Source organism: Polyangium mundeleinium (genome assembly GCF_028369105.1).
GTDB classification, from domain to species: domain Bacteria; phylum Myxococcota_A; class Polyangia; order Polyangiales; family Polyangiaceae; genus Polyangium; species Polyangium mundeleinium.
Genome location: NZ_JAQNDO010000001.1, coordinates 155,463 through 167,334 on the forward strand (window position 1 = coordinate 155,463; position 11,872 = coordinate 167,334).

The window sequence follows — 11,872 nt, forward strand, 5'->3', positions numbered from 1 at the left end:
CCCAAAGTCCTCGAAGCGATGTCGAGCGTACCATTGTCCTTCCCATGCCGGGAAGCGCGCCGCGGGCTTTGGGACCAAAAAGAGTCGTTGTAGGATGCGCCACGGCGCGAGCGCGCCCGGAGCCCGGAGGACGAGCCGTGAAGACGCTGATCAAGGACGTGGACATCGTGACCCTCGACGAAAAAGGCACGGTGATCCGGGGCGGCGCCATCGCCATCGACGGCGCCCATCTCGTGGCCGTCGGCAAAGCGCCTGAAGATTTCGCGCCCGACACGACGATCGACGGCACGAACCACGTCGCTGTGCCCGGATTTTTCAACGCCCACTGCCATGCGTCGATGTCGCTCGTGCGTGGCTACGCAGAGGACCTGCCGCTCGATCGATGGTTCAACGAGCGCGTATGGGTCGCCGAGTCCGCGCTCGGCCCCGAGGAAGTGCGCGCCGGAGCGCTGCTCGCCGCATGCGAGATGATCCGCGCGGGCACGGTCGCCTTCAATGATCACTACTTCTACATGGACCACGTCGCCGAGGTCGTGGAGACGTCGGGGCTGCGCGCGTCGCTCACGTGGTGCCAGTTTGGTACGGGCAAGGAGGTCGGCGCCGATCTCGAAGGCGCGCTCGCCTTTGCCGAGCGATGGAACGGCAAAGCGGAAGGCCGCATCCGCGCGATGCTCGGGCCGCACTCGCCCTACGTCTGCCCACCCGCGTTTCTGCGCGAGATCGCGGCGCTCGCGAAGGAAAAGGGCCTCGGCCTGCACATTCACCTCGCCGAGAGCGAGGAGCAGGTGAGCCGCTCGCTCGCGGCGCACGGCGTGACGCCCACGCGGCTGCTCGAAGAGACCGGCGTGCTCGGCGTGCCCACGATCGCGGCGCACGCGCTCTACCTGAGCGACGACGACGTCGCGATCCTCGCGCGGCACGACGCCACCGTCGCGTATTGCCCGATCACGTACATGAAGCTCGCGATGGGCCCGGGCGACGTGCCGCGGCTGCTCCGCGCGGGCGTGAACGTCGCGCTCGGGACCGACGGGCCCGCGTCGAACAACGACATGGACATGAAGGAAGCCGTTCGGTTTCTCCCCCTGCTCCAGAAGCTCGCGCGCCGCGACGCGGAGGCCATCGCGGGCGACGCCTCGCTGCGCATGGCCACGCAGGCCGGCGCCCGCGCGATGGGTTTTTCCGAGGCGGGCGTGCTCGAACCCGGACGCGCGGCCGATCTCGTGCTCTTCGACTTCGACAAACCACACCTCGTCCCGCGCCACGACCTCGTCGCGAACCTCGTCCATGCGGCGAAGGGCAGCGACGTGAGCCACGTCTTCGTCGCGGGAAAACTCGTTTACGCAGACGGGACGATCCTGACGCTCGACGAGGAGAAGATCCGCGCCGAGGCCGAGCGCGCGGCATTTCGCATGGTTTCCCGCGATTTGTCGGTTCTCCGCGCTTACACGTCCTGAGGGAAGAAAGCCGGAGCGGAATTTCGCGGTGCGCGTCTTTTGCATCGACGCGCCTTCATGGATGAAGTCAAGACGAGGCCAGCGGGCGTCATCGCGGTGGCCGTGCTGATGGCGCTCAGCGGTGTGCTCACGGTGCTCTCCAGCATCCCGGCCGTCACGGGGGCGGCGCTGCCGCCTTGGGCGATCGCGCTTGATGTCGCGGTCGGGATCGCCATGTTCGCCGTCGCGTGGGGGCTCGTCACGCTGCGGGCCTGGGCGTGGGTCGTGACGCTCGGCGTCCAGGCGGTGAACGCCCTCTTCGCGATCATCGCCGTCGCGTCGGCGCCGACCGCCTGGCCGACCTGGCTCGCCATTGCAATTGCAGCGGTGGTGATCTTTTATTTGACGCGCCCGAACGTCCGATTGGCCTTCGGGGTGGGCATGCGCCCCGCCTGATTTCCCCTCCGGAATTTCCAAAAATTACTGTCGACCGGCCTCGACCGGTGTACGCTCGGCTCTTCTGCGAATCGACCATCGACGTGATTGTCGATGGTGCGCCCGCAGGGAGGTCCGAATGCGCGCTTTTCATTCCCCCGCTGCCATTCCTGTTCTCATGCTCGTCACCGCCTGTGGCTTCGCCGGTTGTGGCGCGGAGCCCGGAGATCCCACTCCGCAGGCGAATTCCTTGATCCCCGGCGCGCCGCCCGCGATCGTCGGGCCGCCCGAGGACGAAGTCTGCGACGGCCGCGACAACGACCACGACGGCGAGGTCGACGAGGACGATCCGTCGTACGGCCTCGCCTGTGACACCGGCCAGCCTGGCATTTGTGCCGCCGGCACGCTCACCTGCGGCACCTACGCCGAGCTCGAATGCGTGCCCGATCAGGCGCCGCAGGTCGAGGATTGCAGCACCCCCGAGGACGAGGATTGTGACGGCTTCGGCGGCTGCCCCGGCGGCACGCACGTCTGGAGCCGCGGACTCCTCGGCGCAGGAGGGCAGAACTATGGGGCCGTGGCGACCGACGCCGCGAACAACATCTTCGTCGGCCTCGGCGCGAGCGGCAGCGTCGATTTTGGCAGCGGTCCGATCCCCATCACGGGCGGGATGGCCGTGGTCAAATATGACGCGGCCGGCACGCACGCCTGGATGGAGCCCCTCTGCCCGAACGTCGGCGGCACCAGCGGCGGGACCGTTTACTCCGTCGCGACGGACGCGGCGGGCAACGTGCTCGCGGCCGGCATCTTCAGCGGCACCTGTGATTTCGGCACCGGACCCATGACCGTCACGGGACTCGGCTCCTTCGTCGTGAAGCTCGACGCCGCGGGCAATACGTTATGGGCGCGACCCTTCACAGGGGGCACGCACGGCGGCAGCGTCGCCGTGGATGCGACGGGCAATGTCTACTACGCGAGCTACAGCAACGCGCCCTTCGACTTCGGCGCGGGCGTGCTCACCGGCGCCGATGATGACGTCGTCCTCGGGAAATTCGACGCGTCGGGCAACCTCGTCTGGGGCAAGCGGTTCGTCGCGACGAAATCGCAGAGAGCCCCGGTGATCGACGTCGACGCCGCGGGCAATGTCATCCTCGGCTTCACCTACAACAGCTCGGCCGACGTGGGCACGGGCGCGTTCCCTGCTTCGGGCGCAGAGATCCTCCTCGCGACGATCGACCCGGCGGGCAACGCGGTATGGGCGAAGAGCCTCGGCGGCCCGTACGACCAGCTCCTGTCCTCGCTCCGCGTCGCGCCGAGCGGCGACCTCCTCCTCGGCGGCTACTTCTATTACCGCGCGAACTTCGGCGGGCCGACGCTTACCGGCATCGACAACCTCGACGGGTTCGTCGCCAAATTCGGCGCGACGGGCAACCACGTCTGGACCAAGCGCCTCGCTGGCCCGAACTATCAGGAGCAGGTGCTGCTCGACGTCGACGCCTCCGGCAACATCAGCGTTGCCGGCAATTACCAGGGCAGCGTCGATCTCGGCCTCGGCTACGTTCCCGGCTCCTCCACGACGACGTACGACGTCTTCGCCGCGAAGCTCGATCCTTCGGGCGCGACGCTCTGGGCCGGGCATTTCGGCGACAGCGGCGATCAGCGGCTCGGCGGCCTCGCCGTCGACACCGCCGGGAACACGATCCTCGCGGGCGCGCTCTACGGCGGCTCGATCGACTTCGGCGGCGGGCCGCTCAACGCGTACCTCACCAACGGCGACGCCTTCCTCGCCAAGCTCTCGCCCTGAGCGAGGAGGCGCTCTAGTTCGCGGCGCCCTCGCCCTCTGAGCCGGCGTTCCCCTCGCCATTCGAATTCGTCGCGGCCGCCGCCTCCGTCGCGGCCGCCTCGGCCTTCTTCCGCTCCGCCTCCTCGCGCCGCTTCTGCATCGCCGCGGCTTCCGCCTCGCGCCGCTCGACCGCGTCCTGCGCGCTCCGGATCGCCGCGAGCGCCGCGCGCGCCTTGATCCGCGTCTCCTCGGCTTCACGCTGCGGATCGCTGTCCGCCACGATCCCCGCGCCCGCCGTCACCTCGAAATCCGCGCCGCGCGCGATCACCGTGCGGATCGGGATCGCGAAGTCGACCGTTCCATCCGGCAACACGTACCCGATCGCGCCGCCGTACACGCCGCGCGGACCCGGTTCGAGCTGGCGGATGATCTGCATCGCCCGCACCTTCGGCGCGCCCGAGAGCGTCCCCGCCGGCATCGCCGCGCGCACCGCGTCGATCGGCGACTTGTCCTCCGCGAGCGTCCCTTCCACCTCGCTCACGAGGTGCATCACGTGCGAGAAGCGCTGCACCTTCATCTCGCTCGTCACCGTCACCGACCCCGGCGCGGCCACGCGCCCCACGTCGTTCCGCGCGAGATCCACGAGCATCACGTGCTCGGCGCGCTCCTTCGGATCGGCCACGAGCTCGCGCTCGAGCGCCTCGTCCTCCTCCTGCGTCGCCCCGCGCTTGCGCGTCCCCGCGATCGGCCGGAGCGTCACCTTTCCGCCCGACACGCGCACCATCGTCTCCGGCGACGCGCCTGCGATCGCCATCCCTTCGGCGAACGGCGTCTCCGCGAAGTCCAGGAAGAACAGGTACGGCGAGGGCGAGAGCACCCGCAGCGCGCGGTACACGTCGAACGCATCCGCGTTCCGCATCGGCGCGCGGAACGTACGAGCGAGGACGATCTGCAGGCAGTCGCCCGCCTCGATGTATTGCTTCGCCTTCGCGACCTTCGCCGCGTACGTGTCGTCGTCGATGTTCGGCTCGGCGAACAGCGCCTCCAGCGTCGGGTCCGGCGACGGCAGCGGATCGAGCTCCGGCCCGTGTGTCATCTCCCACGCGCACCGATCGATTGCGCCCTTCGAGCGTCCTGCGATCGTGAGCGTCTGCGTGAGGTTGTCGAACACGACCACGGTGCAGTCGCGCATGAGCCGCCCGCTCATGCCCTCGTTCGGCCACGGCTTGATGCCGTTCGCCACGTTCGCCGCGTCGTAGACCATGTAGCCGACGAGCGCCTGCGAGAAGCGCGCGGCGAGGCCCTCGGCGTTCTCCAGCTCGGACGCGTCGCTGGCGAGCAGATCGAGCGCATTCGCGCCGGGCGGATAGGCGTGCTCGGTGCGCGCGCGGTAGCCGAGGATCGAGTAGCGCCCCCAGCGCTCGCCGGGCAGCACGGATTCGAGCAGGAATGACGAACGCCCGGCGGATTGCGCCCGGAGCGCGTTGTACGCGCGGACAGGCGTGACGTGATCGGCGGCGAGGGTGCGGGTCAGGATCTGGCTCTGGCTCACGCGCGAGAGCCTACACCGAGCGAGCATTCCTTGCCGCGTGGATTCAGGCCTACGCCGTGGCCTTGCTCGGGTGTGACCGGGGCGGCATCGTGTGGCCCTCCGATGCGCTCCTCGCTGAAGCACCTGTTCACGTTGTCCGCATTCGTCCTGCTCACGGCGTGCGGCGGCGCGCGCTCCTATCCGAAGGACGCGCGCACCGTCATCGTCTCGCTCGACAAGATCGATTGCAGCGACTGCGGTGATGGGATCGCCCGGGACCTGCGCGAGCGTCCGGGCGTCTACGACGCTCGCTTCGATCGTCGCAAGGCGGAGGTCGTCGTCGTGGCTTCACCGGGCTTCGACGTCTTCACGACGGTCCGCAAGCTCGCCGCCGAGGACGGGTTCGAGGCGATCCTTGGGGCGGGCAAGGGCCGCTACCTCGCTCACGTCCCGTTCCCCGAGGGCGCGGACGTGCGCATGGTCGTGGAGGACGGAAGCGACGTCCCGGACCTCGCGCCGCATCTCGCGAGCGGCAAGGTCACGGTCGTCGACTTCTCGGCGGCGTGGTGCGGCCCGTGCCGCAAGGTGGACGAGCACATGGCGAAGGTGCTCGGCGCGCGCAAGGACGTCGCGTATCGACGGCTCGACGTGGGGGACTGGGACACGCCGCTCGCGAAGCGCTACCTCGCGAACGTGCCCCAGCTCCCGTACGTCGTCGTGTACGACAAGCGCGGCATAGCGGTCGACCGCATGGCCGGCGTGGACCTCGCGCGGATCGACCGCGCGATCGAGAAGGGCTCTTCGCCCTAGTACTGACCGAAGAGGTCCTGGATGCGGGACTCCAGGGCGACCGCGATCTTGTAGAGCGACGAGATCGACGCGCTCGACTCGGCGCGCTCGATCTGCGAGAGCAGCGACACGCTGAGGCCCGTGCGGCGAGCCATCTGCTTCAGCGTCAGATCCTTCTCCTTGCGGAGGTTGCGGATTGTGTCGCCGATGACGCGGTGCAGCTGCTCTTCGGGGGTGCGCGCCAGGCCCTTCTTGCGCATCACGCGGGCGAGCACCTCGCGGAACTCGTCCACGTTGAAGGGCTTCTTGATGTAGTCGACGGCGTCTAGCTTCATCGATTGCACGGCGCTCTCCAGGTTCGGGAAGCCCGTGAAGATGACGACCGCGATGTCGGTATCGACCTTGCGGATGCGCTTGAGCACCTCGATGCCGTCGAGCTTGGGCATCATCAGATCGAGGATGATGAGGTGATACCCGCCCGTGCGGACCTCCTCCTCCACGGCCGACGGATCCACCAGGGTCTTGACCTGGTACCCATCCCGCTCGAGCAGCGTCTGCATGTAGTCGCAGATGGCTCGGTCATCGTCCACGATCAGGATGCGAACTGCCGGAAGCTCGATTGCCACCTTGTCCTCCTATTCGCGGCCACATCGACCGGGGCTCACGTCGACGCCCGAGGGCTTCGCCCGGACCGCCGGGCTCCTCCCTCGAACCCCCCCCTGGAGTCGCCGCATGTTCGGCCTGGGGGGAGCTCTGAGCGCCCCCAGGTCTCGTCTCGATTCCAGTAGCACTTTAACACGAGCCCGTCCGCTCCGGGATCGACTTTTTTACTTGCGTTTCAAGATTTTTCCACCCAGTCGACGTCCCTGGCGGACGTGGGGGTGCCCAGGGCGGTGGTGCCTCGGATGAAATCTCTGCTCGTCAGGACTTGACAGAAGCGTCCGGTGCGAGCATGGTCCGCCCCCACGTCGGTGGCGAAAGCCCGCGGCGTACGGGGCGTAGCGCAGCCTGGTAGCGCACTCGGTTCGGGACCGAGGAGTCGGAGGTTCAAATCCTCTCGCCCCGACAAGACAGACACGAGACACGAAAGTAGTCCCCGGTAGGCCCCGCCTCCCGGGGATTGTTCGTTTGTGCTCACGATCGCGCTCGACCGAACGGTACGCCGCATGCAGGCGTGCTCACCTCTGGAGAGCGCGCTGTGATTGTCCACGTCAGAGCATCGGCATCGCCGTTCGAGTACCCGGTCTGCTTCACGAGCGACGTGTTCTCGCCGATGAACCGTGACTTGCGTCACCTCATCGTGCAGCGCGAGCCCGACGTTCGTCACCGCGTCGCGGCCATCGTCGACCGTGGTGCGCTCGCTGCCCAGCCCGAGCTGAATTTGCACATCGAGCGGTATGCCCGGTGCCACCACGATGCGTTGGATCTCGTCGCTCCGCCGATCGTTCAGGGCGGGGGCGAGCGCGTGAAGGACGACGCGGCGCTTCCGTCACGCCTGCAGGCGTACTTCCACGCCTTGGAGCTCGATCGACGCTCGATCCTGCTCGTCGTGGGCGGCGCGTCGCTGCTCGACCTCGTGGGCTTCGCGGCGTCGACGGTGCAGAGCGCGCCGCGGGTCGTCCGCGTGCCCACGACGACGCTCGCGCAGGCCGGCCCGGCGGTCTTGCCGAAGAGCGCGATCAACGCGTTCGGCACGAAAGACTTCCTGTGCACGTTCCGCGCGCCCTACGCGGTCGTGTGCGACCGACGCTTCGTCGAGACCCAGAAGACGCGCGAAAAAGTCTTCGGCCTCGTCCAGGCCGTACGCGCTGCGCTCCTGTGGGACGAGGAGCTCTTCGGCTGGATCGTCTCGCACGCGCACCGGCTCGCCTCGGGGGAGCGCGACGCTGTCGCGGAGCTCTTGCAGAAGAGCGCCGCCCTGCACGCCCACCTCGCGGCCACGGCGCCGAACGAGGACGTCTATGGCCCCGAGGGGCCGCTCGCGTTCGGCGCGTGGTCGGCCGACCGGATCGAGCTCCACACCGAGCGCCGCATCCGCCAGGGCGAGGCGCTCGCGGTGGGCATCGCGCTCGACACGACGCTCGGCGCGCTGCACGGGACGAACACGGAAGCGGAGCGCGAGTTGATCCACCGCCTGCTCGAACGGCTCGGGCTACGCCTGTGGCACGACGCGCTCGGCAACGTCGACTCCGAGGGACGGCTCTTGCTCCTCGACGGTTTGTCGGAGCGCTCCCTTGGCCGCTCGCCACACGTGCCCTTGCTGAACGGCATTGGCCATGGCGTGATTGCGCACGAGTTGCGCGAGGACATCCTGCGCGAGGCCATCACGCGGCTCGCGCATCGGGACGCGCATCGGGCGCACGCGTTTGCATTGGCGTGAGGTGGGAATGCGGCGGCGACGCGTGGAGGGAGCGCGCCGCCGCCGCATTCATGCATCGTTCAGCCGGTCGTGGGCGTGGCCCTTGCGGCCTCGGCGTTCTTGCGCCGCGTCCTCGCGGCCTTCTCGGCGATCTGCGCGTTGTACTTGATCGTCTTCTCGAATGCGTTGAGCAGCGCTTTGTCTACGCCGCGGCGCGCCCTCGACTTCACGGCGTCGACGATCGAGGCGATGTCGTTTTCGCGCTCGTGGACCTTCTTGGCCCGTGATTCCCGGACGACCTCGAGGGCCTTGGCGAGCAGGGCCTCGTGGACGGCGAGCTTGTCGATCGAGGCATTGGAATCGAGCAGGCGCTGATAGATTTTCGGCGGGATGCCGGCCTCGTCACCGAACGCGGGCAGGCTGGCGGCGAGCTCCGCGAAGACCTCGGCGAGGCCCTCGTGCTCGCTGCGGAGGTGGCTCATGGCGCCCGGGGCGAGGTCGACGAGGTCGGCCTCGCAATCCTTGAGGGAGAACTCGAACGGACCGGGATAGGGCTTTGCAACTACGCTGGACATCGCGATACCTCTTTTGCAAGGGTTGCGGGGGAAGCTGGAACGTAACCAAGGGAATCGCGTCGTCGAGGGGCGGGCGTGATTTAGCACGAAATCGACGATGGGATCGTCGGCGGAGGTCGACGAGGTCGTCGGGCAGGGTCGACGAAGTCGTCGGGCAGGGTCGACGAAGTCGTCGGAGGAGGTCGACGACCGCGCGGCGGTTGTCGACGAAGTCGTCGAGGGAAGTCGACGATTGCGTGGGCGGCGTCGGCGAGATCGAGGGGGCGGGCGGTGAGGGCGTCGGGGGAGGGGACGAGGGCGCCGGGCGGGTCGACGATTGCGTTGGGGGAGGGTGAGGAGGGCGTTGGGCAGGGACGATGCGATCGTCGAGGGGGGCGGCGAATTCGCTTCGTGGTCGCGTCGATTGCGTGGGGCGGGTCGATGAGGTTGTCGGTGCTTGGCGGCTGCAGCCGGCGGGCCGGGCCCGGCGCCCACCGGCGAGACGTTCGTTACCGTGGGCATGGGTACCGGCTCCGGTGATTACTGGTCCGACGAGCAGGGGGCAGGTGGCGCAGGGAGCGCCGGGGCAGCCCCGGGGTCGAGGGGCAGGGCTGGATCTGAGGTATTGAGACGAAGGCACGCTCGCTTTTCCGGTCCGGTGGTATAGGGTCCGATCAGCGGAGCGACGGAAGGGGATCATCACGTGAAACGTCATGGTGCCGCGGTCATCGTCATCGCCGCCGTTGCCATCCTGAACCTCGGCTCGGGCTCGCGTGCGGACGACAGGCGTCCGCCAAGCGCAGAGTCCTGCAAGACGGAGCTCGGGTTCGTCTTCGACTGGTGCGAGAGCCGAGCCCATTGGCCGTGCGGCCTCGTTGCAGACGAGGACAGGGCCGCCTGCCAGGCCGGCTGTGTGCTGTACCTGTGCCCAGAGCAAATCACCTGCACCGAACTCGACCCGATGTGGTGCGCTCCCTGCGAGGATTCGAGCGGCGCCACCTTTTGGCGCAACAGCAACATCTCCGCAGACCACTGCGATCACCTGATGGGTGATCAGGACGGCAACGGCGAGTGGGATTCACCAGAGTTCAGGGCCTGGCGCAATTGCAGGGACGCGGTCATGACGGAACGATGCCCTGCGTACCCCGCATGGCGCGAGCAGCAGATACAAAAAGCATTCGACGACCTTCTTCAGGAGGAGGCCGACTCCGCCAAGTAACGCGCTGCTGGTTGCTTACTTCGCGCCCAGCGCGCGACGCGTGGGTGATGCTGGCCGCGCGGGGAGGTCATAGGACCTCGAAGCGAAAGCAACGCGGACCCGCTCGTCCCAGTCCGTATCGACGAGCGCGGGGCAGAGGTGCTCCACCGTGGCCCAATAACATGCCGCGAACGCTTCCGGGTCAAAGGGTTCATCGAGGCTAGCGAGCGTTTTGGAATCGCAGCGCATGTCGGCTACGTCGAGCGTGTACCAGAACGCCGCACCCGCCATGTCGTCGCAGGGCGCGCACACGACGGGATCGTCGTCCACACATGCGGCCTCGTCCGGGCAGAGGTGGCTCACGCACGCGACCTGGCAGGGGACCTCGAACTCCGCCGAGATCCCTGTGCAAAACCACTTCTGATATCCCCGCAAGCACGTCTCGTACAAGGACGAGAGGCTATCTCCTTCGCAAAGCTCCTCCTTCGGAACCACGAGCTTCCTCCCGGACGCCCCCATCCCCGGCGTGAGCATGAGAGCGACAGCGACAGCGATGGCCAACCTGTGGAGGCGCTTCATGACGTGCTCCCCTCTTCTCGTACGCCGAAGTTTGTCCCCGTGCTTGACAACCGAGTTTGTCCACAATAGGACCCATCACCTCTTTCGCTCCCGCATCCGCACAAACCAATCCGTACCCCTGATCTCCGGGCATTGCCGCCCGACCTCCTCTTTCAAGCACGCATCCCAGTCATCCCCGTCGACCTCGGCGTATCCCACGCCGAGCGCCCCATCGCACCAGGCCGCGATGCTGAAGAGGTTGTCCCAGAAGAGAGCGCCCTGCATATCGGTGCACGTCGCACACCACAGGGGATCCCTGCCCGTGCACCTCGTCTGCTCCGGGCAGACGCCCGCCACACAGCCGGCCTGACACGCATCCTCGAACGCTTCGGACACGTGTTCGCAGGGGCCCTTCTCCCGGCCTCGCTCGCACATCTCGAAGACGGAGCGGAGATCGCTCTCGCAGGTGGTTGCTTGGAGCATCTCCGACTCCGCCCGGCGGGTCATCAGCCCCAGGGTGACGACGATGGGGATGGCGATGGCGACGATGGCGGCAAAGGTTCGGCGGCGCTTCATGACGTGCTCCCCTTGTTCGTACGACGAACCCTACACCAACCGCCGCGTGGACGAGACGGAAAGTTTGTCCCCGCGCTTGACCGTCGCGTTTGTCCGCGGTAAGTCCCGAAGGCCGGCGCGGGGTCGTGTTCGTGGTTGGCCAGGCGGCAGGGCGTCGCGCCGGTTCTTTCTCGCAGGACCCAACAAAAACGTTTGTCCTCGGGGTTGACAACCAAGTTTGTCCGCGGTAAGAGCTGTCTCCGGTGGCCGGCGCGGAGCCGCTGTCGTTCGAGCCCAGACGGGCGATACGGCTCCGCGTCGGTTCCCTTTGGACGAACCCCCCTTGCGGATCGCCCTTCGTTCCGGGTACCGTGGGGTTCGTCATGATCACCCGGGCCGTTGCCGTCGCCGTCGCATGCGCCGCCCTGACGCTCTCGGGCAAAGCCGCCGCCGAGGCGCCGCCGCCGATTGCGTTCGGGCTGGATTACCAGGTCCAGCTCCCAGGGCGCGGCTGTCCGAACGCGGACGAGTTTGGCCTGATCCTCGCGGGCGAGTTCGGATATCTGCTCGTTCGTGCGGACGCGGCGGCCATGCTGCGGGTGGAGACCCGGACGAACGGCAAGGGGATCGAGGCCGAGCTTTCCGCGCCAAACCCGACGGGGGAGGGGGAGTGGCGG

At 67.8% G+C, this 11,872-nt stretch carries 11 protein-coding genes and 1 tRNA gene; 7 read left to right on the forward strand and 5 right to left on the reverse strand.

The features are described from left to right. The first annotated feature begins 137 nt into the window (after positions 1–137). The 3 genes from POL67_RS00670 (at position 138) to POL67_RS00680 (ending at position 3,672) form a co-directional block, all read left to right on the forward strand. On the forward strand, positions 138–1,454 hold the full coding sequence (locus POL67_RS00670; protein ID WP_271914362.1) for an amidohydrolase: 1,317 nt from the start codon (positions 138–140) through the stop codon (positions 1,452–1,454). Between the two features lie 57 nt (positions 1,455–1,511). Next, entirely contained in the window at positions 1,512–1,889 is a 378-nt protein-coding gene (locus POL67_RS00675) for a hypothetical protein (protein ID WP_271914364.1), read from the forward strand. A 157-nt stretch (positions 1,890–2,046) separates the two neighbouring features. Next, positions 2,047–3,672 (forward strand): hypothetical protein, encoded by a 1,626-nt coding sequence (locus POL67_RS00680; RefSeq protein WP_271914367.1) that lies wholly within the window; start codon positions 2,047–2,049, stop codon positions 3,670–3,672. A gap of 13 nt (positions 3,673–3,685) precedes the next feature. On the opposite strand, the gene POL67_RS00685 is transcribed toward POL67_RS00680, so the two are convergent. Further along, positions 3,686–5,203 carry an anthranilate synthase component I family protein gene (locus POL67_RS00685; protein ID WP_271914370.1) on the reverse strand — a complete coding sequence of 506 codons (1,518 nt, stop codon included), beginning with the start codon at positions 5,201–5,203 and terminating at the stop codon, positions 3,686–3,688. Between the two features lie 102 nt (positions 5,204–5,305). On the opposite strand from POL67_RS00685, the gene POL67_RS00690 reads away from it, so the two are divergent. Further along, positions 5,306–5,992, forward strand: a complete 687-nt coding sequence (locus POL67_RS00690; RefSeq protein WP_271914373.1) for a thioredoxin family protein — start codon at positions 5,306–5,308, stop codon at positions 5,990–5,992. On the opposite strand, the gene POL67_RS00695 is transcribed toward POL67_RS00690, so the two are convergent. Further along, positions 5,989–6,597, reverse strand: coding sequence for a response regulator (locus POL67_RS00695; RefSeq protein WP_136930390.1), 609 nt, complete (start codon positions 6,595–6,597; stop codon positions 5,989–5,991). The two genes, POL67_RS00690 and POL67_RS00695, sit on opposite strands and share 4 nt — an antisense overlap. 366 nt (positions 6,598–6,963) lie before the next feature. On the opposite strand from POL67_RS00695, the gene POL67_RS00700 reads away from it, so the two are divergent. After that, positions 6,964–7,037, forward strand: a tRNA-Pro gene (locus POL67_RS00700). Positions 7,038–7,169: 132 nt separating this feature from the next. Beyond that, positions 7,170–8,351: a 3-dehydroquinate synthase family protein gene (locus POL67_RS00705; protein ID WP_271914378.1), complete on the forward strand. Its 1,182-nt coding sequence runs from the start codon at positions 7,170–7,172 to the stop codon at positions 8,349–8,351. Between the two features lie 59 nt (positions 8,352–8,410). On the opposite strand, the gene POL67_RS00710 is transcribed toward POL67_RS00705, so the two are convergent. Next, positions 8,411–8,905, reverse strand: coding sequence for a hypothetical protein (locus POL67_RS00710; protein ID WP_271914381.1), 495 nt, complete (start codon positions 8,903–8,905; stop codon positions 8,411–8,413). 682 nt (positions 8,906–9,587) lie between these two features. Between POL67_RS00710 and POL67_RS00715 the strand changes: the two genes are divergently transcribed. Next, entirely contained in the window at positions 9,588–10,103 is a 516-nt protein-coding gene (locus POL67_RS00715; RefSeq protein WP_271914383.1) for a hypothetical protein, read from the forward strand. 15 nt (positions 10,104–10,118) lie between these two features. On the opposite strand, the gene POL67_RS00720 is transcribed toward POL67_RS00715, so the two are convergent. Beyond that, the gene (locus tag POL67_RS00720; RefSeq protein ID WP_271914386.1) at positions 10,119–10,661 is read right to left on the reverse strand and encodes a hypothetical protein; all 543 of its coding nucleotides are present in this window, start codon (positions 10,659–10,661) and stop codon (positions 10,119–10,121) included. 75 nt (positions 10,662–10,736) lie between these two features. Beyond that, a complete protein-coding gene (locus tag POL67_RS00725) occupies positions 10,737–11,216 on the reverse strand; it encodes a hypothetical protein (protein ID WP_271914389.1) in 480 nt (159 codons plus the stop codon). Between the last annotated feature and the right edge of the window lie 656 nt (positions 11,217–11,872).